Raw genomic sequence first — 20,688 nt, 5'->3', positions numbered from 1 at the left:
CTCCCGTGTCCAAAGCGTGCGACGCTATCGGCTATCGACAGTCGCTGCGATGAGGGAAGATCGAGGTAAACCGGATCGTGAAGCATGGATGGGCACCTGCCGGTGCTGCAACGACGGCACTGGTTCTGCTGGCAGTCTCCGGAGGAGTGGGCACGTCGATGGCTCTTCCGTCACTGGGAACAGAGGTTCCCTCCTCCGCGACGGATTCCACCCACGGCCAGGAGACGCAACGAGGATCCACCTTCCTCCTGCCCGGTTCGCTCGCGCCCGCCACGACCGACCCTTCCGACGGCGGCTCCCCCGGGGACCTCGCTCCGGCGGTAACCGGCTCCTTTGCCACCGCCCAGAGCGCCTACCCCGGCTCCTTCGTCGTCCTATCGGCTTCACAGCAGCAGACGCTGCAGGAACGGACCGGGTCCGCTGACGCCGCCTCGGGCCACGTGCCGGCCTCTGCCCATCGAGGCGCGATCCCCGGTATCAAGGTGGTGATGGACCATCCCGTGTCCGGGCCCATCTCCCTCAGCTCCGCCTTCGGCTGGCGCGTCAACCCGACCGACGTCGGTCCAGCCATGCAGTTCCACATCGGTCAGGACTACCCGGTGGCCTGTGGCACTCCGGTCCGGGCCTCCGCCGATGGCACCGTGCGCTTCGCCGCGGACCGGGGGACCTCCGGACTGCGGATCGACCTCGACCACGGTGACGGCCTGGCCACCGCCTATCACCACAACTCGGTGCTCCTGGTCTCCGCCGGCGACCGGGTGACCCGGGGTGACGTGATCGCCCTGGCCGGGACGACGGGCAACTCCACCGGGTGCCACGTCCACTTCGGCATTACCCTGGACGGCCGGTATCTGGATCCCTCCCTCGTGCTGCCCGCTGTGGCGGGCCAGCCGGCCGCTCTGACCCCGGAGGATCTGAAACGCATCCGCAACGCCTCCCACGGCAATCCGACGACGGCCCCTCCGACCAGCATCGCGTCCGGCCCGAAAGAGTCCGACACCGCTGGCCGCGCCCCCGCACCCCAGGTGAAGGCCGGTCGGCACCAGGAGAACGGGGAGCACAGCAACCAGGAGGACGCCACGGGCGGTTCCGGGGCTCCCCGGCCTGATGCCCCGCCGATGAAAAGGCCCGCACGCCCGTCTGACACGCCCCAGCCGAAGCCGACGCAGCCGAGCAAGCCAAGCAAGCCAAGCAAGCCAAGCAAGCCAAGCAAGCCGACGGTCCCGCAGCCGAGTGCCACAGCCGAACCCACCACGCCGGCGCCCACTCCCACTGCCACCACCACTCCGGCTCCTGCACCCGCCCCCACGTCCACGCCAGTGCCCACGCCCACCCCGACACCCACCCCAACGCCGACACCCACGTCGACGCCGCCTGCCCCGACACCCACCCCGGGGCAGCCAACGGAGTCACCGGCTGCGCCGTCCACCTCGCCGTCCACTCCTGCACCCACCACCTCACCCACCTCCCCGCCGGCCGACCCGGTGCCGGAGCCGGCGGCTCCGAAGGCGCTGGACGAGGTTGAGGCAGCCCGCTGGTGTGTGGACCTGGACCCGGACGACGTCAACGGCGGCTTGGACATCACCGCCGAGACCGTGCTGACGGAGGTCATCGCCGTGTTGAGCGAAGCCGGCGAGCCCGAGCACGTGGATGCACGCCGCCTGGCCGAGGTGGACCCCAGCACCGCCTGGCTGGAGTCCCTCCCCGCATGCTCGGATGAGGACTTCCTCACGGCGGCCACGCCGGCGCCCGCGTCCTCCTGAGCGCCGACGACGCGGTGAGAGCGCGATGAGAGCGCGGCGAGAGCCTTGTATCGACGGTGTACCGCCTGCTCGCCTCGTCAACGTCGCACGCCGGGGAAGCCCTACAGTGGTGCGCATGACTGATCAACAGCGACTCGCCCCGGGCGACACGGCCCCCGCCTTCAGCTTGACCGATCAGGAGGGCAACACCGTCTCCCTCGCGGACTACTCGGGCCAGCGGGTCATCCTGTACTTCTACCCGGCGGCTGCCACGCCCGGCTGCACCACCCAGGCCTGCGACTTCCGTGACAACCTCGCGGCATTCATGGCCGAAGGCTTCGCAGTGGTGGGAATCTCCCCTGACGGGCCGGCCAAGCTGACGAAGTTCGCCGAGGCCGAGTCGCTGGCCTTCCCCCTGCTCTCGGACGAGGACCACGCCGTGGCAGCGGCCTACGGCGCCTGGGGAGAGAAGAAGAACTACGGCAGGATCTACGAGGGTCTCATCCGCTCCACCGTGGTGGTGGGTGCCGACGGCACCGTGGAGCTGGCTCAGTACAACGTCCGGGCGACGGGACACGTGGCCAAGCTCCGCCGGGATCTCCACCTCGCCTGAGTCGTCTCAGGGCCGCCCCGGGACTCCTCAGGAAGGCCTCAGCGCCACCGTCCTTTCCTGACCACGGTGCCTCGGGCCCACGACGGATCGGCTTCCGCCCCAGCGGGTATGATGGGCCGTTGTTCCCGTCAGCGGGGACCTGCGGGCGTGGCGGAATTGGCAGACGCGCTGGATTTAGGTTCCAGTGTCTTCGGACGTGGGGGTTCAAGTCCCCCCGCCCGCACCAGAAGTACCAGACCCTTTCACCTCAGTTTCAGGGAGGCCCGGACGCGTGGAGATCTCGCGCCGCACCGTCATCACGTCCCTGGCGGCAGCGTTCGTCTTGCCGATGACCGGGTGCGCGGCCCAGATCCGCAGCGAATCCGATCCGGAGGGCTCCAGTCCGCCGCCTTCGGCGTCCCCCGCTCCAGCCACGGTTCCCGTGACCATCGGCGTTCCCGCCCGGCCCCAGTCGCTGGACCCGTCCCTCACCGTGGACGCAGAGTCCCATCGCAGCACGCGCCAGGTCCTGGAGACGCTCCTCGGGGTGGACCACAACACGGGGGCCCCGATCCCCCACCTGGCCAGTGACTGGACGGTCTCCGACGACGGCCGGCGCTACACCTTCTCCCTCACCCCGGATGTCGAATTCCATGACGGCACCGCGTTGACCGCCGAGGTCGTCGCGGCCAACTTCGAGCGGTGGGCCCGGTTGCCCGGACTCCTGGGACAGGACCGACTCGACCGGTTGCCCCGACTGGCCTTCGCCTCCGTCTTCGGGGGTTATGCCGGAGACGAGCAGTGCCGCTACGTCGAGTGCCAGACCGTCGGTGAGCGGACGGTGTCCCTCGTCCTGTCCGAACCGATCGTCTTCCTCGCCGCAGCACTCACCTCCCCGCCGTTCGCCCTCAGTTCGCCCGGCTCCTGGGTCGAGTTCGACCGCGCCCTGGCGGACACAGAACCCGGCGAGCTCCCGGACGCCCGACCGGCAGGGACGGGCCCGTTCCGCTGGGGCGAGGTATCGGCAGGCGGTACCGGCAAGGCCGACGGTGCCGACGAGCCCACCGGGGAGCACCTGCTGGTGCTGGAAGCCGACCCGGACTACCGTGGCCGGCCATCCGCCGTCGGACCGGTGACCCTGTCGATGATCACCGGCGTCCAGCAACGGCTCCGGGAGTTGCGCCGCGGCCGCCTCGATGCCTTCGATTACGTCTCCCCGTCCACCCTGCGCCCGCTGGTGCAGGGAGGTGCGCAGGTACTCCAACGGGATCCCTTCTCCGTCCTGTACCTGGGGATGAACACCCAGCATCCGATCCTGGGCCAGCTGTATGTCCGTCAGGCCGTGGCGCACGCCCTTGACCGGAGGGCCCTGGCTGAGGAGTACTTCCTGGCGGGGTCCTCACGGGCCGACGAGTTCGTCCCTCCGTCCCTGGGGGTGGCCCATCCGCAGCTGACGACGTACGGCTATGACGCCGAGAAGGCCCGGGAGCTGCTGGAATTGGCCGGGTACCGCGGTGAGCCGCTGGAATTCCTGTACCCCGTGGAGACGTCACGGCCCTACCTGCCCTCCCCGGAACCCGTGTACGCCCGTATCGCCGAGGACCTGGCGAACGTCGGACTCGTCCTGGAACCGGTGCCTGTCCGGTGGGAGGACGGCTATCTTGACCGGCTGACCTCAGACACTGGCCGGGCCTTCCACCTGTCCGGCCGAACCGGTGAGTACCGCGATCCGCACCATTTCCTCGAGCCACTCTTCGGCAGTCACTCCACCGAATTCGGCTACTCGAACCCGTTCGTGGTCGAGACCCTGGCCGAGGCCGTGTCCAGTAGGGATGCCGAGACCCGCACTGCCCTGTATCGGCGCGGTGCGGAATCTCTGGCATTGGACCTGCCCGCCCTGCCCCTGGTGTATCCGATCTCCGCGGTCGCCTCGGGACACACGCTGGTCTCCTACCCGACCTCACCGGTATTGGACGAGCGTTTCGACCGGATCGTTCCCGTGGATCAGACCAGTCCGCGCCGGTAGTAAAGTCAAGGGCAGACCCCTATCTGTCACCCATCCGTAACCCTGGGAGAGAATCGTGAGCCAGCAGTCTGCCGCAACCACCTACGACGTTGTCCTGGTGGGGGGTGGCATCATGAGCGCCACGCTGGGGACCTTCCTGCAGCAGCTGCAGCCGGACTGGTCGATCGGTCTGTTCGAGAACCTCAACCAGGCCGGTCTCGAGTCCTCTGACCCGTGGAACAACGCCGGCACTGGTCACGCTGCCCTCTGCGAGCTGAACTACTCCCCGCTGGGCGCCGATGGCACGGTTGATCCGACCAAGGCACTGGCCATCAATGAGCAGTTCCAGGTCAGCCGCCAGTTCTGGTCCTACCTGGTCAACGAGGGCAAGCTCGGCGATCCGAAGACCTTCATCAATCCCCTGCCGCACATGAGCTTCGTGTGGGGCAACGACCACGCCGACTACCTGAAGACTCGCCACGAGTCCCTCAGCGCCAACCCGCTGTTCGAGACCATGGAGTACACGGAGGACCCGGACACCATCCGCGGCTGGGCCCCGCTGCTCATCGACGGCCGCAAGGGCGGCCAGCGGCTGGCCGCCTCCCGCCAGACCAACGGCACGGACGTGGACTTCGGCTCGCTGACCCGGCAGCTGACCACCAACCTGGCCAATTCCGGTGTGGACGTGCGCTTCGGCCACAAGGTCACCTCCGTGGACCGCGGCACCGACGGCCGATGGGAACTCAAGGTCAAGAACAAGGCCGCCGGCGAGTCCTTCACCGCCCAGGCCCGCTTCGTCTTCCTGGGCGCCGGGGGCGGCGCCCTGCACCTGCTGCAGTCCTCCGGAATCCCGGAGGGCAAGGGCTTCGGCGGCTTCCCCGTCTCCGGCAAGTTCCTCAAGTGCACTGACGAGTCGATCGTCAACCAGCACATGGCCAAGGTCTACGGGCAGGCCTCGGTCGGCGCCCCACCGATGTCCGTTCCGCATCTGGACACCCGCTTCGTGGACGGACGCCGTTCGCTGCTGTTCGGCCCCTACGGCGGATTCTCCTCGAACTTCCTGAAGTCCGGGTCCTACCTGGACCTGCCGCTCTCGGTCCGGGCGCACAATCTGTTGCCCATGCTCAACGTCGCCAAGGACAACGTGGACCTGGTGAAGTACCTCGTCACCGAGGTCACCAAGAGCCAGGTCAAGAAGGTTGACGCCCTCCAGGACTTCTACCCGCTCGCCAACGGCGGCGACTGGGAGATGATCACCGCTGGCCAGCGGGTGCAGGTCATGAAGAAGGACCCGCAGAAGGGCGGCGTGCTGCAGTTCGGCACCGAGGTCGTCACGGCGGGCGACGGCTCGATCGGCGCCCTGCTGGGGGCCTCCCCGGGCGCATCCCAGGCGGCCCCGATCATGGTCGGACTGTTGGAGAAGTGCTTCCCCGCCATGATGGAGACCTGGAAGCCGAAGCTGCAGGAGATGATTCCTTCCCGCGGCCACCGGCTCAACGAGAACCGGTCCCTGATGGAAGAGGTCGAGCAGGCCACCAACGCCGCGCTCAAGCTCGCCTGACCGGGCCCGCGCGGTCCGGCACTCGGACCTGAAGATGTGAGCCCTGCTGGGTCTTCTGCACCTCGAGCCGGTAACCGATGTCCTGCTTCATCCGGTCCACGTGGCTGACGATGCCGATGGTCCGGCCACCGGCCTGCAGTCCGTCCAGGACGTCCATGACGTCAGCCAGGGTGGCGCTGTCCAGGGATCCGAAGCCCTCGTCCACGAACAGGGTGTCCATGTCCACGCCCCCGGCCTCGGCCTGAACGGTGTCCGCCAGTCCCAAGGCCAGGGCCAGCGAGGCCATGAACGTCTCCCCGCCGGACAGGGTCGAGGCGGCCCGCTCGTCCTCGGTGTACCGGTCGAACACCGTGATGTCGAGCCCGCGGATGCCGCGGCCCCGGGCCGAGTCGTCGTGGCGCAGCTCGTACCGCCCCTGGGTCATGCCCAGGAGCCGTTCCGTGGCGGCTGCGACCACCTCCTCCAGGCGACCGGCCAGCACATAACTGCCGAGAGTCATCTTGTAGGAGTTCTCCCCCGCGCCGCGGACGAGCCTGAGCAGCCCCTCCGTCTCTTCGAGGTCCGCCACCTGGCCGGCGGAGCGCCCGGCGACCTCAGTCAGCACGCCGGTCTGCCGGACCGTCTGCCGGTGCAGTGACTCCAGCAGGCCGACCCGTTCGCCTGCGGCATCACGATCCTGCGTGGCGGCGTCCAGGGCGGCCTCGAACTGTGACACCTCCTGCTCCGACGGCGGTTCGACGCCGGCCCGGAGAAGCTCACGTCCGCGTTGCACCGGCTCACTGGCAGCCAGTTCGGCCAGACGTGCCTCCTCGTGGTCCCAGTCCCGGACGCAAGCCGAGAGCCGCGTCTCCTCCTCGGACGGCAGCACGGCGGCACGAACGTCCTCGACCGTCGCGAATGGACTCGCCCCCAGCTCAACGGAGAGGTGCTCGGCGGCCTGAAGGGCCAATGACCGGTGTGTGGATTCAGCAGCCGCAGCGGCGACCACAGCGTCCACGAGTTGCTTGGACGTCTCCAGTTCCCGACGCACCTCGCCCAGGTCGGTCCGGCCGTCCAAGGCGTCTGCCACCACCCGGCGGAGGCGGTCGATCTCCTCGTCCGCCGTCGTCAACCGGGTCTGCGCCGCAGCAAGGTCTCCGCGGGCCTTCTCGGCGGCCTTGGCCTGGGCCAGCTGGTCCTTCTCGTTCTGCCGCACGGCGGTACGGGCCGCCTCGAGGTCCCGGGCTGCTTGCTGTGCGGCAGACACCGCATCCTGCGCCCGGCCCAGAGCAACCTCGGCGTCCTGGGGCGACAGGCCGGCCGAGGCCAGCCGGCTGGATTCGGCCGTCCGGCGCGCCTCGTCCACGGCGGCCTCAGCGCGCCGTCGAGCTGCGGTGAGCTCGTCCATGTCCTGACGGGCCCGGTCCTGGGCCTCGGCGGAGATCTCGGAGCCTCCCGGGGCCGCCGGGGATGGGTGGTCCACGGAGCCGCACACCTGACACGCCTCGCCGTCCTGCAAGGCAGCCGCCAGCAGTGAGGCGGCCCCGGCCAGCCGCCGCTCGACGACGTCCTGCCAGGCATCCACGGCGGCCTGGGCCTGATCGGTGGCAGTCCGCAGGGAATCCTCGGCGGCCGCCCTGGCGTGGTGGTCCCGCTCATGGGCCAGCGCTGCTTCCTTTTGGGCGGTGGCCTGCTCGAGCAGTAACCGGGCGGGGCCCAGGCCCGCGGCCGGACTGGCCAGGTCCTCGAGGCGCTGGTGCAGGCTTCGCTGCGCTGCCACCAGGACGTCCCGTTCGGTCTCAGCTGAAGTGGCCGTGCGGGTCGAGACCTCGATGGAGTCGACCAGCCGGGCGCGCTCCCCCTCGGCCCGGGTCAGGGCTGCGGCGTCCCGCTCGCGGTCGGCCAGCCGGTTGAGGTCCCGTTCGGCCTGTTGGCGCAGGTCGTCGAATCGGGAGGCCAGGCCGGTCGGGGTCTCGTCCCTGGCCCCAGCCCCGGCCTGGTCCCCGTCCCCGGCCCGGCCCCCGTCCCCGGCCCGGCCCCAGACTCGGTCCCATGCCAGGCACCGTTCATCGGCCCACGCCCGTTCCAGGGCACGGTCCAGAGCCGCACGATGCTCCCGGTGGGCGTCCTCGGCCGCCCGGGCCTCCGTGGCCCTGCGGTTCACGGGCACTGCCGCCCGGTGCTGTTCGACGGCAGACCTGGCGGAAACCGTGGATTCCCTCGTCTCCTCGTGGCGGCTGGTCCGGTCTGCCCAGGCCTGTGCAGCCTGCAGGTCCTGCCGGGTCCGGCTCACCGCGTCCAGGGCCCGTTGTGCACGGGACGCCTCCACCACGGCGTCATGGCGTGCGGTCCGGGAGTTCTCCAGGGCGGCGGCCACGGAGGTCGTCGACTGGGACACGAGCTCGGTGTCCGGCCACCCCTCCGGCTCGGCCTCGGACCCCCACCAGCCCGCCCCCAGACCGTCGTGCAGCGAATACAGGAGATCCTGACGGGCCGTGGCCACGCGATCCCGGTCCCGCCGCGCAGCTTGTTCCAGAGCCTGCTGCCGTGTGGCCAGGGACGTCGCGACCCCGTCATACCGGCCCGTGCCGAAAAGCTTGCGCAGCAGCGTCTCCTTCTCCTGGGAGCCGGCCCTCAGGAAGGCGGCGAACTCCCCCTGGGGCAGCAGCACGACGCGCATGAACTGCTCGGCGTCGAGGTAGAGCTCCTGGCGCAGCAGCTGGCCGATCTCGTCCGCCCGCACGGAGACCTCGGCCCACTCACCGTCCCGTAACTCACGGAGCACCGCACCGGCCTTCTCCTCGGTCAGGCTGATGCCGGCGTCGCCCTGGCGTTGCCGCTTGGCCCGACGCCGGTACTTCGGCCACCGCAGGACCTCGAAGTTCCGGGCGCCAATGGTGAAGTCCAACAGGACCTCGGGCCGCATCCCGATCGGGGACTGGGTGCTCGCCAGCCCCTCGGCGCTCCGGCCACCGGGGACCGTTCCGTAGAGCGCGAAGCAGATACCGGCCAGCACAGTGGATTTTCCGGCACCGGTGGGGCCGTCGAGCAGGAACAGTCCGGCCTCGTTGAGTTCGGAGAAGTCGATGGCCTCCCGTCCGGCGAAGGGCCCGAATGCCTGCAGCTCGAGTCGATGGATCCTCATGCGGCACTCCCCTCGTCCTCAAGCTCGTTCCGGCTCTCCGCCAACGCGGTCGTCAACAGCGCTGTCTCGGACGCGGATGCCGGGCGCTGCCGCACATGCTCCACGAATCCGGTGCACACCTCGAGGTCCGAGGTCGCGGCCGCCAGCCGGGCGGCGTAGGTCGACTTCCTCGCAGCGGCGCCGACGTCAGGATCGAGGACGAAGTTCAGCAGTCCGTCGAAGCGCTCCTTGAGCCGGCGGTAGGCCTGCGGGGGGCGCACCGGGTCCGTGACGGTGATCTGGCACCAGCGGTCCTCCGCCCACGCGTGGTCCGGATCGTCCATCAGGTCCTCGATCCGTCCACGCAGGACGGCAAGCTTCCTCCCGGCGGACCAGTCCACGGTCTCGACGCCCGTCACCGAGCCTCCGGCCGTCCTCACGAGCAGCCCACCCTTGGTGTGGTTGGCCTCGGAGAAGGAGTACGGCAGCGGCGATCCCGAGTACCGCACCGTCTCCGCCATCCGCTGGCGACCATGCAGGTGGCCCAGCGCCACGTAGTCGATTCCCTCGAAGACCGAGACCGGCACCTGGCCGAGGGTGCCCACCAGTAACTCCTCCGATGGGCAGTCCGCCTGCCACTCTTGTTCCTCGGGCGCCTGTTCCTCGGGCGCCTCGCCCTGCGGGAGGTCCGCGCCGATGTCCCGCTCACTGTCCGAGCCGGCACCGCCCGCAGCGAAGAGATGGGCCATGGCGATCACGGCGGCCTCCTGATCCTGGCTGCCGAACCGCGTATCGGCGTCCTCGTGGATCCTGCGCACCGCCTCTGCCGTGACCGCCGTGTGGTTCGGATCCACCTCCCACACCTGGCCGGCGTGCCGGGGTTCGAGGTAGGGCACACCGTAGACGGCGACCAGGCCGCCGTCGGGATCATCCAGCACCACCGGTGCGGTGACCTGGTCCATCCGCGTCCGGAAGTGCACCCCGGAGGCGCCCATGAGGTGGCCGCCGAAGCCCAGCCGGATGGCGGAATCGTGATTTCCGCTCGTCAGCACCACGACCGCCCCGGCGCTCACCAGCTCCGCAAGGGCCCGGTCGAGGATCTCCACGGCGTCAGCGGCGGGCAGGGCACGGTCATACACGTCCCCGGACACCAGGACCAGGTCCACGCCCCGTTCCCGAACCGTGGCCGCCATCTGGCCGAGGACCTCACGCTGTGCCTGGAGCAGTCCGGTTCCGTGGAACGAGCGGCCCAGATGCCAGTCAGAGGTGTGCAGGATCAACATGGACACCACGCTATCCGTCGCCCGGGACGCGCTGGGCACTTCTCCACACCTGGTCCTGCCGTTGTGGTCCTGCGATGCGGTCCAGCGAGGCGGTCCTGCGATGCCTCAGGCAGTGCCTACGATGGAGGTCATGAGCGAATCCGCCGCGCCGTCCTCCCCCTCCTACCCCTCACGGGTGCTGGGCCTGCTGTCCGGCGGTGCCGCCGGGGACGCCCTGGGATACACCGTCGAGTTCTCCTCGCTGGCGCAGATCCGTGCCGAGCACGGTGACGGCGGGCTGACGCACCCCCTCCAGGTCCCCGCCATCCGCGCGGGCGGGACGGTCCCCATCAGCGACGACACGCAGATGACGCTCTTCGTCCTCGACGGACTGCTGGACTGGATCGAGTGGGCCAACGAGGGCTCCATGGCCGATCCCGCCGCCTGCGTGTGGCTCTCCTGCCTGCGCTGGTACCGCACCCAGACCGGCACCCTCCCTGAGGGAGCCCCCGAGCCGCCCACTCGCTGGCTCGAGGAGCACCCGGAGATGCACGTGCGCCGGGCCCCCGGCAAAGCCTGCCTGTCCGGCCTGTCGTCGCGGGACATGGGCCTGCCCCACCAGCCGCAGAACCCAGAGTCGAAGGGCTGCGGGACCGTCATGCGCTCGGCCCCCTACGGCATGGTCCCCGGGCTGGAGGACACCATGGTCGTGTCCCTCGCCCGCCGTGGCGCCGTCCTGACCCACGGTCACCCCGCAGCCTGGACCTCTGCCGCCGCCTTCGGCCTGATGATCTCCCGGCTCATGGCCGGGCACGCGCTTGACGCGTCCGTCACCGCCGCGCTGGAGTGGCTGGACACCGTGCCCGACGACGGCGGCACGGCCGCGGCGGTCCGTGCGGCTGTCGCTCTGGCCGGGACTCGCGGATCTGACGGATCTGACAAGGCTGGCGCATCGAGCGGGTCAAGTTCTGTTCCGACTGAGTTGGGCGAGGGCTGGGTGGCCGAGGAGGCCTTGGCCATCGCGGTCTACGCCGCGCTGGTGACTGACGGTGGCGACACCGCGGTGGACGCGGACATCCAGGCGCTAGCACCCCTGCATCTCCGGGCGGCCCTGCACCTGGCCGTCAACCACGGCGGCGATTCCGATTCGACCGCCTCCCTGGCCGGCCAGCTCCTCGGGGCCCGCTACGGGATGGGCATCTTCCCCGACGCCGCCGTTCCGGCATGGATCGGCGAGCGGGAGATCGTGGCCGAGGCCGCGGAGCGATGGATCGCCGCGACCAGCTGAGCCGGAGCGCGATCAGAGGGCTGGTATCAGAGGCCGGCATCAGAGTCCGGCATCAGAGTCCGACGCTGATGTACTTCGTCTCCAGGAACTCGTCGATGCCGCTGAATCCGCCCTCGCGGCCCACCCCGGACTCCTTGACACCGCCGAAGGGTGCCGCCGGGTTGGAGACCACCCCGCGGTTGAGCCCGACCATCCCCGTCTCCAGTGCGTGGCTGACGCGGAAGCCTCGCGCCAGGTCGGTGGTGTAGAGGTACGAGACCAGCCCGTAGGGGGTGTCGTTGGCGATCGCCACGGCCTCCTCCTCGGTGTCGAACTCGGAGAGCGCGGCCACGGGACCGAAGATCTCGGCACTGCACATCTCGGCGTCGGCCGGCACCCCGGTGAGCACCGTCGCCGGAAAATAGTGACCCGGCCGGTCCACGGCCTGGCCGCCCAGCTGCACCTCAGCCCCGCGCCCGACGGCGTCGCGCACGAGTTCGGTGACCTTGTCCACGGCCCCGGCGTTGATGAGCGGCCCCACGACCACACCGTCATCCACGCCGCGCCCGAGCGGCAGCTCGGCCATGCGCCGGGTGAGCCGATCGGCGAAGTCCGCGGCCACCGAGCGCTGGACCAGGATGCGGTTGGCGGCGGTGCAGGCCTGGCCGATGTTGCGCATCTTGGCCTGCATCGCCCCCTCCACGGCGGCGTCCAGGTCGGCATCCTCGAAGACCAGGAACGGGGCGTTGCCGCCCAGTTCCATCGAGGTGCGCATGACGGTCTTCGCGGCGAGTTCGAGCAGTCCCTTGCCCACCTCGGTGGAGCCGGTGAAGGACAGCTTGCGGGACCTCGGGTCGAGGATCAGGGGGGTCATCACGTCATTGCTGCGCTTCGTGGTGACCACGTTGACCACTCCGTCCGGCACTCCGGCGCGGACGAGGATCTCGGCCAGGGCCAGGATGGACAGCGGGGTGTGGGAGGCGGGCTTGATCACGCAGGTGCAACCGGCGGCCAGCGCCGGGCCGATCTTGCGGGTCCCCATGGCCAGGGGGAAGTTCCACGGCGTGATCAGGATGCAGGGTCCCACCGGCTCGCGGGCCACCAGGAAGCGGGAGTCGCCGGCCGGGGCGGTCATGTAGCCGCCGTCGATCCGCACCGCCTCCTCAGCGAACCAGCGGAAGAACTCAGCGGCGTAGGCCACCTCACCGCGGGCCTCGGCCAGGGGCTTGCCCATCTCCAGGGTCATGACCAGGGCCAGCCGGTCGGTCTCCTCCATCATGAGCCGGTGCGCCCGGCTCAGGATCTCGCTGCGCTGCCGTGGCGCGGTCGCAGCCCAGTCGGCCTGGGCCCTCGCCGCGGCATCCAGGGCGCTGGCGGCCTCCTCCGGGCTGGCGTCGGCCACCTCGGTGAGGACCTCTCCCGTGGACGGGTCCTCCACGGGCATGGTCCGGGCGGTGGTCTGCCACCGGCCGCCGGCGAACAGGCCGGTCGGCACGGAGGCGATGGCCTCGGCCTCGGTGGTTGAAGAGGGGGTTGACTGGCGCATGGGCTGCCTCCGCGTCGTGGATCCTTGCCGGTCAGCCCATCGTAGAAGTACTGTCAACACCCAACCGCAGCCACCGACCCAGTACCCACTCCTCACACCGGAGGCTCATCTATGACCGCGTTGTCACCCCACCTGAAGCAGGCCAGTCCCGTGATCGTGGACCATGCCCTCGGAAGTTGCCTCTACGACCAGGACGGGCGACGGTTCCTCGACTTCACCGCCGGCATCGGGGTGGTCAGCACGGGCCACTGCCATCCGCGCGTGGTGGCAGCCGCCCAGGAGCAGGTGGCCTCCCTCATCCACGGCCAGTACACGACCGTCATGCACCGGCCCCTCCTTGAGCTCACGGAGGAGCTGGCTGGGGTGTTGCCGGACCACCTGGACTCGCTGTTCTTCGCGAACTCCGGCAGCGAGGCCGTGGAGGCGGCCCTGCGCCTGGTCCGCCAGGCGACCGCACGGCCGAACGTCATCGTGTTCCACGGCGGGTTCCACGGCCGCACGGTGGCCGCCTCGACCATGACCACCTCCGGCACGCGGTTCTCCGCCGGGTTCAGTCCCCTGATGTCCGGGGTGCACATCGCCCCGTTCCCCACCGCCTACCGCTATGGCTGGAGCGAGGAGGAGGCCACGGCCTTCGCCCTGCGGGAGCTGGACTACCTCTTCGCCACCGTGACGTCCCCGCAGGAGACGGCCGCGTTCATCGTGGAGCCGGTCCTCGGCGAGGGGGGCTACATCCCCGGGAACACCGCCTTCTTCGCCGGACTGCGCGAGCGGGCGGACCGGCACGGCATCCTGCTGGTCATGGACGAGATCCAGACCGGGTTCGGCCGCACCGGACGGTACTTCGGGCACCAGCACTTCGACGTCTCCCCGGACATCATCACCTTCGCCAAGGGCATCGCATCCGGCTTCCCGCTGTCCGGGATCGCCGCCACCGAAGAGGTGATGGCCCGCGCCTGGCCGGGGTCCCAGGGGGGCACCTACGGTGCCAACGCCGTGTCCTGTGCGGCCGCCGTCGCGACCCTGCGGGTGATCGAAGACGAAGGGCTCGTGGGCAACGCCGCCGAACGCGGCACCCAATTGCTCGACGGCGCGCGGTCGGCTGCCGCGGCCGGCTCCCCCGGCGCCGCAGGGATCGGCGACGTCCGTGGGCTGGGGCTGATGGTGGGCAGCGAGTTCACCAACGACGACGGCACCCCCGATCCGGCCCGGGCCAAGGCCGCCCTGACCGTGGCGGCGGACAAGGGCCTGCTGATGCTGACGTGTGGCGCCTACATGAACGTGGTCCGGATGATCCCGCCGCTCGTGGTCACCGCGGAGGAGATCGACGAGGGGCTGGGCCTGTGGTCCGAGGTCCTCGCGGAGATCTAGGGGATTCGGATGCCACGTCACCTCATCCTCACGCTCGCCACCCGCCAGGTCTCCTGCCGGGTCCGGCTGCTCGACGACCTCGCTCCGGTCACGTGTGCGGCCGTCTGGGATGCCCTCCCGCTGGCCGGCGACGCCTATCACGCCAAGTTCGCCCGTAACGAGGTGTACGCCCTGCTGCCCCGCATCATGGCGGCGCCCCGGCGGGAGAACCCCACGGTCACGCCGGTCCCCGGGGACGTGTGCCTGTTCGACTTCGAGCCCTGGGAGATCGGCAACCCCGCCTACGGCTACGCGCCCGGCACCACCGCCCATGAGGACCAGGGCGCCACAGACCTGGCCCTGTTCTACGACCGGAACAACCTTCTCCTCAACGGCGACGTCGGATGGGTCCCGGGCAATGTGTTCGGCACGGTCGTGGCCTGGCCGGACGGCGCGGACGGTTCACCAGACGGTTCACCGGGCGGCACCGGGCTCGAGGCCATGGCCGCGGCCTGCAACGACCTGTGGCGGAACGGATTCGCGGGCGAGCGGCTGGTGTTCGAGCGCGAGTAGGGGCTACTGCTCCAGCTCCAGCAGCCACTCCACGAACCGCGCGACCGCCAGCACAAGGTCGTCAGAGTGCCGCGGACCCACGATCTGCAGCCCCGCGGGCAGCCCGGCGGCGGTGACGCCCACGGGGATGCTGATGGCCGGCTGCTGGGTGAGGTTGAACGGGAAGCTGAATGTCGCCCACTGCGGCCAACGCTCCAGTCCGCTGCCGGGCGGGACCTCGTGCCCGGCCTCGAACGCCGGGATCCCCACGGCGGGGGTGAGCAGCACATTGTGCTCCTCGTGGAAGGAGCCCATCGTGATCCCGGCCTGTGCGGCGACGTCCCGGGCCCGGAGGTACTCGACCGCGCTGATCCGCTCCCCCCGGTCCCAGACCCGGCCCAGACCCGGGTCGACCTTCTCCCGGGTGCCGGGCGAGGTCGCGGCCATCGTGTCCAGCAGGGTGGCGGCCCCGCTGGCCCACAACACCTCGAACGCCTCGATCGGATCCGTGAAGCCTGGATCGGCCTCGGTGACGGGCAGTCCCGCCTCGTCGATCCGCCGCACCACCGCGTCCACCACGGCCGCGACCTCCCTGTCCACGGTCGCGTAGCCGAGGTCACGCGAGTAGGCCACGTGCAGTCCGGCCACCTCCCGGTTGAATTCTCCGCGGAAGGTCCGTGGCGGCGGCGCCAGCGAGGTGGGATCCCGGGGGTCCGGCAGCGCCAGGATGTCCATCATCAGGGCCGCGTCCTCCACCGTGCGCGTCATCGGCCCGGCATGGGCCAGCGGACCGAACGGACTGGCCGGGTACAACGGGATCCGCCCGTGGGTGGGCTTGAAGCCCACGATGCCGCAGAAGGAGGCCGGGATGCGGACGCTGCCGCCGCCGTCGGTCCCCACGGAACACGGCCCCATGCCAGCGGCCACCGCGGCCGCAGAACCACCGGAGGAGCCGCCGGCGGTCAACCGCGGATCGGCGGGATTGCGGGTGATGCCCGTCAGCGGACTGTCCGTGACCGCCTTCCAGGCGAGCTCCGGCGTCGTGGTCTTGCCGAGGAAGACCATGCCGTCCGCGCGGAGCCGGGCCGCGACGGGCGAGTCCACCGTCCACGGCTGGTCAGGATCGATGGACCGGGAACCCCGTAGGGTGGGCCAGCCGTCCGTGAGGAAGATGTCCTTGATGGAGACCGGTACGCCGTCCAGGAGCCCCTGAGGGTGGTCACTGAGCCACCTGGCCTCGGACGCGCGGGCCTGATCCAGGGCGCGGTCACCATCCACGAGGCAGTAGGCCCCGAGATCGCCGTCCGCCGTCTCGATCCGGTCCAGGATCGCGGTGGTGGCCTCCACGGGTGAGAGTGACCGGCTCCCATAGGCGGCCACGAGCTCGACGGCGGTCATCTGGGTGGGGTCCATCTGCAGCTCCCGGTAGGTGACATGGTGTTCGGTGACATCGTGCGGACGGCTTCGCGGACACTCAGGTTTGCGGCCGTCATGTCCCCGCATTATGGGGGTTTGATCTGCGCGGATGGAAGGGCCCACACGTCGTGACCGGCCCATGGTCGCGAGGACGGTGCCGCCCCTATGATTCAGCCCATCATCAACTCGGCAGACTGACGTGGAAGAGGGCGAGGGCCGGCGGTGGACCTGTCAGACATCGATTTCGACGGTCCCGTGACCCAGCGCGGCATCGGTGTGATCGCCCCCTTCGACCTGGCCCTGGAGCGGGAACTGTGGCGGTGGACGCCGTTGGACGTCAGCCTCCACCTCGCCCGGACGCCCTTCGAGCCGGTCCCGGTTAGCCTGGAGATGGCCGAGCTCGTCTCCGAGAAGCGGCACATGCAATCGGCCACCCGGGACGTGCTCGGCGTGGACCCCGAGGTCGTGGCCTACCTGTGCACCTCCGGCAGCTTCATCCACGGGCTCGGGTACGAGTCCGAGCTCCGCCGGTCCATCCTGGAGGCTGGAGCTCCCGACGCCGTCACCACCTCCGGCGCCCTGGCGGAGGCCGTGCGGGCGCTGGGGCTGCGGCGGGTCTCGGTGATCACCCCCTACGACGCCGACCTGACGGACCGCCTGGTCGCCTTCCTCGGCGAACTCGGGGTGGCCGTGCCGCAGAGCCATTACCTCGGCCTGGGCGGCGGGATCTGGCGGGTCAACTACCGCACCGTGGCCGAGCTCATCCTCGCAGCCGACACCCCCGACTCCGAGGCCGTCTTCGTCTCCTGCACCAACCTGCCCACCTATGACATTGTCGAACCGCTCGAACGCCGGCTCGGCAAGCCCGTCCTGACCGCAAATCAACTGACCGTCTGGGCCTGCCTCGGCCGCATGGGCCTGCCGATGGTCGGCCCGGGCCGCTGGCTGGCCGACGTCTTCCGAGAGGAATCCCCCTCATGACCACCATCGGCATCATCTACCCGGATCATGCGGCCGAGGACGAATACCCGGCGGCGGCGAGCCTGCTCGGCATGCGCCTGCCGCTCGCGCACGTCTACGGCACCGACCTCCACGCGGTTCCGGAACTCCTCGATCTGGGCAGCCCGGAGAAGCTCGCGGAGGGGGTCTCGCGGCTGCTCGCCGCCGTGGCAGCGGACGCGGTGGGCCCGGTGGACGCGGTGATGTGGGCCTGCACCTCCGGCAGCTTCGTCTACGGCCACGAGGGCGTTCGCCAGCAGGCCGACCAGCTGGCCGAGGCAGCCGGGGTGCCGGCGGCGAGCACGTCGCAGTCGTTCGTGGCCGCCGTGGCCGCGCTCGGCGTGGGACGGGTGGCTGTGGCGGCCAGCTACCCGGAGGAGGTGGCGGTGCTCTTCACCGACTTCCTGGCGGCCGCGGGGATCGAGGTGGTGGCCCGGGGCAGTGCCGGGATCGACACGGCGGCGGAGGTGGGCTCCCTGGACGGCGCCCGAGTGATGGATCTGGCCCTGCAGAACGACCATCCGGCCGCCGAGGCCCTGCTCATCCCGGACACGGCCATGCACACGCTGGACGTGCTGACCGCAATCGAGGACCGGTTGGGAAAGCCCGTCCTCACGGCCAACCAGGTCACGATCTGGCACGGTCTCCGGCTGGCCGGATCGTCGGTGGTCTCGGACCGGCTGGGCGCGTTGTTCACGCAGGTGTAGTGGTGCCGGCGGTGCCCGTTGAGGCGGTGCCTGAAACCGAGAGCGGGCGTTGCTGCCGAACTTGATGCGGCAGCGCCCGACGCGGCTAGGGAATGGTGATCTGGCGACCGGCGAGCGCCTCCAGGTTGGCGCTGGCGAATCCCCAGGCACTGCGCCGGGGACTCATCCTGGCGCCGCTCCATTCCGCGAGCATGTAGGCCACCTTGCCCTGCATCTCCTGCCGCAGGCGCCGGAACGAGTCCTCGGGGTCCGTGCCGACCTGTCCCTGCAGCAACCACCACGCCCAGGCCGCCGCGCCGGCGTTGGCCACGAAGTCCGGGATCACCGGGATCCCGCGCACTGCCAGGCGTTCCTCCGCGTCCGGCGTCGTGGGTGAGTTCGCTGCCTCGACCACCGCCCGGGCCGCGACGTGCGCCACGGACCCGACCCCCAGGGCATAGGAGACCGCCGCCGGGACGAGGATGTCGGCCGGTGCCGCGAGCACCGCCTCGCGCGGCAGCAGCTCGACGCCGGACGGTACCGTCGCCCGGTCGATCTCGCCGTAGTGGTCGCGGGCCGCCAGCAGGGCCGGGATGTCCAAGCCGCGAGGGCAGAACAGGGTGCCGGCGGCGTCGGCGATCGCGGTCACGGGGACTCCGGCCTCATGCAGGTACCACGCGGCCCCGCCGCCCATGGTGCCGATGCCCTGGATGGCCACCGTGGTCCGCGTGGGTTCCCATCCGAGGGCGGCCGCCGTCCCCAGGCAGGCCTGTGCCACCCCGTAGCCGCCGATCACGTCCCCCAGCGGCAGACCGTCCCGGTCCACGGTGTCCAGTCCTGCCCGGACGCGGCCCAGGGTGGCGACCGGGTCCGGCGAGCGCCGGATGGCGGCGTGGAAGGACTGGTCCAACCCCAGCCGGGTGAAGACTGCGTCAAGGTCCGACTGGGAGACTCCGAGGTCTTCGGCGGTCACCCAGGAGTTCTCGAGCCACGGCCGCATGTGCGCGAAGAACCGCTCCAGAACGCCCAGCGCGTCCGGGTCCCGCGGATCGCAGTCGATGCCCGCCTTGGCCCCGCCGACGGGCAGGCCGAACGCCGCGGTCTTGGTGGCCATGCAGCGTGCCAGGTCGGCGACCTCATTCCGGGTGCAGCCGGCTCGCATGCGGGTGCCCCCCGTGGCCATGCCACCGACCAGGGTGTGCACCACGAGCCAACCCTGGGCGCCCGTGACCGGATCGGTCCACGTGATCTCGTGCTCCGGCGGACGGTCGAAGGGATCTGGACGGGTGAACGGCTCCCCCGGTGGATTACCGGGCAGGGTCCCTGGCCGGGTGCCGCGCGCCGGTCCTCTCGTGCCGTAGTGCGTTCGGTTGCCATCAGGGTTCTGGATCAGGGTCATACCCGCCACCTCCATCGAGTTCACGGTTGGTCCCGCAGCGGTTCGCCCTCCGGCGTGTGCTCCGGTGCGTGCTTCGGTGAATGTTCGGTTCCCGCCGGATCGGCTCCGGCTCGTACTCCCAGCGTGGAGGGGGTTGCCGCTGGCGTCTATCGCCGGTTCCTGCACGATGCCGTGTACCGGGACTGCAAGATCTCCCCGGCGATGGAGGCCCGCCCCTATGCTGACGCCCATGGAGTTGTCGTTGCGTCGGTTGAGGATGCTGCGGGAGTTGCACCTGCGCGGCACCGTGACCGCCGTGGCGGCTGCCCTCCACTACAGCCCGTCCGGCGTGTCCCAGCAGTTGGCCCAACTGGAGCGCGACGTCGGCGCCCGGCTCGTGGAGCGGCACGGCCGCCGGCTGCTGCTCACGGACCTGGGGCTCGTCCTCGCCGAGCATGCCGAGCAGATCCTCGGCTCGGTGGACCGGGCGACGATGGCCCTGGAGCAGGCTCAGAATGGGGTGACGGCGCGTCTCACCGCGGGTGTCTGGGCTTCCGTGGCCTCCAGCCTCGTTCCGCAGGCCCTGTCCAGTCTGGCGGTGAGGTATCCCGGTATCGAGGTCCGCACCGTGGAGTTGGATCCCGAGCAGACGGCAGGTGCGGTCAAGGACGGCACCTTGGACTTCTCCTTCGTCATCGACTACTCGGTGACTCCGGTGAATTGGGACCCCAACCTGACCCGTACGGTCATCGCCGTGGAGCGGCTCCACGCCGCCGTCCCCACAGGGATGATCCCCTCCGAGACGGTGCGGCTGGCGCAGCTGGCCGACTATCCCTGGATCCTGGCCCGGGAGAGCGACCACTTCGGCCATGCGGTCCGCATCGCCTGCCACCAGAAGGGCTTCGACCCGAGGATCGTCCACACCGTGGCCGAACAGCCCACCGCCCTGGCCATGGCCGCCGGCGGACTCGGGGTCACACTGGTGTCCGATCTCGCGCTGGAGCTGATCCCGGACGGAGTCGACATCATCGCCCTGGAGGAACCGGTGATGAGGACGGTCTCCATCGCCTATCGGACTACCCCCACACGCCGACCGCCGCTCGAGTTGGTCATCAATGCGATCCGCACGGCCGCCGCTGAGAAGGGACTGGCCATCGGCTCAGCCCCGGTCTCACCTGAGCCCGCTTCGGAGTCCTGAGTCCACCGTTCTCACCGTCCGCTGCGTCCGC

Annotated in this window: 15 protein-coding genes and 1 tRNA gene; 11 read left to right on the top strand and 5 right to left on the bottom strand. The window is 70.2% G+C overall.

Annotated features, from left to right (window positions below):
- Positions 1-158: 158 nt before the first annotated feature.
- The 5 genes from BOSE125_RS18105 (at position 159) to BOSE125_RS04040 (ending at position 5,900) form a co-directional block, all read left to right on the top strand.
- Positions 159-1,763 carry a peptidoglycan DD-metalloendopeptidase family protein gene (locus tag BOSE125_RS18105; protein ID WP_201301132.1) on the top strand — a complete coding sequence of 535 codons (1,605 nt, stop codon included), beginning with the start codon at positions 159-161 and terminating at the stop codon, positions 1,761-1,763.
- A gap of 115 nt (positions 1,764-1,878) precedes the next feature.
- Positions 1,879-2,355 (top strand): thioredoxin-dependent thiol peroxidase, encoded by a 477-nt coding sequence (bcp, locus tag BOSE125_RS04055; protein WP_159550208.1) that lies wholly within the window; start codon positions 1,879-1,881, stop codon positions 2,353-2,355.
- 141 nt (positions 2,356-2,496) lie between these two features.
- Positions 2,497-2,581: transfer RNA gene (locus tag BOSE125_RS04050), tRNA-Leu, on the top strand.
- Between the two features lie 45 nt (positions 2,582-2,626).
- Complete coding sequence (locus tag BOSE125_RS04045; protein ID WP_159550205.1) at positions 2,627-4,360, top strand: ABC transporter substrate-binding protein; 1,734 nt, start codon at positions 2,627-2,629, stop codon at positions 4,358-4,360.
- A 55-nt stretch (positions 4,361-4,415) separates the two neighbouring features.
- Positions 4,416-5,900 (top strand): malate:quinone oxidoreductase, encoded by a 1,485-nt coding sequence (locus BOSE125_RS04040; RefSeq protein ID WP_159550202.1) that lies wholly within the window; start codon positions 4,416-4,418, stop codon positions 5,898-5,900.
- On the opposite strand, the gene BOSE125_RS04035 is transcribed toward BOSE125_RS04040, so the two are convergent.
- Both BOSE125_RS04035 and BOSE125_RS04030 read right to left on the bottom strand, forming a co-directional pair.
- The gene (locus BOSE125_RS04035) at positions 5,887-9,024 is read right to left on the bottom strand and encodes an AAA family ATPase (protein ID WP_159550199.1); all 3,138 of its coding nucleotides are present in this window, start codon (positions 9,022-9,024) and stop codon (positions 5,887-5,889) included. The two genes, BOSE125_RS04040 and BOSE125_RS04035, sit on opposite strands and share 14 nt — an antisense overlap.
- On the bottom strand, positions 9,021-10,286 hold the full coding sequence (locus tag BOSE125_RS04030) for an exonuclease SbcCD subunit D (RefSeq protein WP_159550196.1): 1,266 nt from the start codon (positions 10,284-10,286) through the stop codon (positions 9,021-9,023). Before BOSE125_RS04030 ends, BOSE125_RS04035 begins: the two co-directional genes overlap by 4 nt.
- A 130-nt stretch (positions 10,287-10,416) precedes the next feature.
- On the opposite strand from BOSE125_RS04030, the gene BOSE125_RS04025 reads away from it, so the two are divergent.
- Positions 10,417-11,553 carry an ADP-ribosylglycohydrolase family protein gene (locus BOSE125_RS04025; protein WP_236557803.1) on the top strand — a complete coding sequence of 379 codons (1,137 nt, stop codon included), beginning with the start codon at positions 10,417-10,419 and terminating at the stop codon, positions 11,551-11,553.
- Positions 11,554-11,605: 52 nt separating this feature from the next.
- On the opposite strand, the gene BOSE125_RS04020 is transcribed toward BOSE125_RS04025, so the two are convergent.
- Entirely contained in the window at positions 11,606-13,078 is a 1,473-nt protein-coding gene (locus BOSE125_RS04020; protein ID WP_159550193.1) for an NAD-dependent succinate-semialdehyde dehydrogenase, read from the bottom strand.
- 111 nt (positions 13,079-13,189) lie between these two features.
- Here BOSE125_RS04020 and BOSE125_RS04015 point away from each other — a divergent pair, with 111 nt between their 5' ends.
- A complete protein-coding gene (locus BOSE125_RS04015; protein ID WP_159550190.1) occupies positions 13,190-14,449 on the top strand; it encodes an aspartate aminotransferase family protein in 1,260 nt (419 codons plus the stop codon).
- A gap of 9 nt (positions 14,450-14,458) precedes the next feature.
- Complete coding sequence (locus BOSE125_RS04010) at positions 14,459-15,001, top strand: DUF3830 family protein (RefSeq protein ID WP_159550187.1); 543 nt, start codon at positions 14,459-14,461, stop codon at positions 14,999-15,001.
- Positions 15,002-15,004: 3 nt separating this feature from the next.
- Here the strand turns inward: BOSE125_RS04010 and BOSE125_RS04005 are convergent, their stop codons facing one another.
- On the bottom strand, positions 15,005-16,393 hold the full coding sequence (locus BOSE125_RS04005; protein ID WP_159550184.1) for an amidase: 1,389 nt from the start codon (positions 16,391-16,393) through the stop codon (positions 15,005-15,007).
- Positions 16,394-16,618: 225 nt separating this feature from the next.
- On the opposite strand from BOSE125_RS04005, the gene BOSE125_RS04000 reads away from it, so the two are divergent.
- Positions 16,619-17,377 (top strand): Asp/Glu/hydantoin racemase, encoded by a 759-nt coding sequence (locus tag BOSE125_RS04000; protein WP_159550181.1) that lies wholly within the window; start codon positions 16,619-16,621, stop codon positions 17,375-17,377.
- The gene (locus BOSE125_RS03995) at positions 17,374-18,102 is read left to right on the top strand and encodes a maleate cis-trans isomerase (protein WP_159550178.1); all 729 of its coding nucleotides are present in this window, start codon (positions 17,374-17,376) and stop codon (positions 18,100-18,102) included. The genes BOSE125_RS04000 and BOSE125_RS03995 overlap by 4 nt, the downstream gene beginning before the upstream one ends.
- Before the next feature lie 85 nt (positions 18,103-18,187).
- On the opposite strand, the gene BOSE125_RS03990 is transcribed toward BOSE125_RS03995, so the two are convergent.
- Positions 18,188-19,480 (bottom strand): Glu/Leu/Phe/Val dehydrogenase dimerization domain-containing protein, encoded by a 1,293-nt coding sequence (locus BOSE125_RS03990; protein ID WP_159550175.1) that lies wholly within the window; start codon positions 19,478-19,480, stop codon positions 18,188-18,190.
- A gap of 229 nt (positions 19,481-19,709) precedes the next feature.
- Between BOSE125_RS03990 and BOSE125_RS03985 the strand changes: the two genes are divergently transcribed.
- Complete coding sequence (locus BOSE125_RS03985; RefSeq protein WP_159550172.1) at positions 19,710-20,657, top strand: LysR family transcriptional regulator; 948 nt, start codon at positions 19,710-19,712, stop codon at positions 20,655-20,657.
- Positions 20,658-20,688 lie beyond the last annotated feature (31 nt).

The organism is Citricoccus sp. K5 (assembly GCF_902506195.1).
GTDB lineage: Bacteria > Actinomycetota > Actinomycetes > Actinomycetales > Micrococcaceae > Citricoccus.
Note: the sequence above shows the minus strand (reverse complement) of the source record. Positions and strands in the feature narration are given on the sequence as shown.

Bases quoted from the DNA above. Each gene is read 5' to 3' on its own strand.
- BOSE125_RS03985 (WP_159550172.1), top strand. From the start codon at position 19,710: ATGGAGTTGTCGTTGCGTCGGTTGAGGATGCTGCGGGAGTTGCACCTG.
- bcp (WP_159550208.1), top strand. From the start codon at position 1,879: ATGACTGATCAACAGCGACTCGCCCCGGGCGACACGGCCCCCGCCTTC.
- BOSE125_RS04005 (WP_159550184.1), bottom strand. From the start codon at position 16,393: ATGGACCCCACCCAGATGACCGCCGTCGAGCTCGTGGCCGCCTATGGG.
- BOSE125_RS04035 (WP_159550199.1), bottom strand. From the start codon at position 9,024: ATGAGGATCCATCGACTCGAGCTGCAGGCATTCGGGCCCTTCGCCGGA.
- BOSE125_RS04025 (WP_236557803.1), top strand. From the start codon at position 10,417: ATGAGCGAATCCGCCGCGCCGTCCTCCCCCTCCTACCCCTCACGGGTG.
- BOSE125_RS18105 (WP_201301132.1), top strand. From the start codon at position 159: ATGGCTCTTCCGTCACTGGGAACAGAGGTTCCCTCCTCCGCGACGGAT.
- BOSE125_RS04020 (WP_159550193.1), bottom strand. From the start codon at position 13,078: ATGCGCCAGTCAACCCCCTCTTCAACCACCGAGGCCGAGGCCATCGCC.
- BOSE125_RS03990 (WP_159550175.1), bottom strand. From the start codon at position 19,480: ATGACCCTGATCCAGAACCCTGATGGCAACCGAACGCACTACGGCACG.
- BOSE125_RS03995 (WP_159550178.1), top strand. From the start codon at position 17,374: ATGACCACCATCGGCATCATCTACCCGGATCATGCGGCCGAGGACGAA.
- BOSE125_RS04015 (WP_159550190.1), top strand. From the start codon at position 13,190: ATGACCGCGTTGTCACCCCACCTGAAGCAGGCCAGTCCCGTGATCGTG.
- BOSE125_RS04030 (WP_159550196.1), bottom strand. From the start codon at position 10,286: ATGTTGATCCTGCACACCTCTGACTGGCATCTGGGCCGCTCGTTCCAC.
- BOSE125_RS04010 (WP_159550187.1), top strand. From the start codon at position 14,459: ATGCCACGTCACCTCATCCTCACGCTCGCCACCCGCCAGGTCTCCTGC.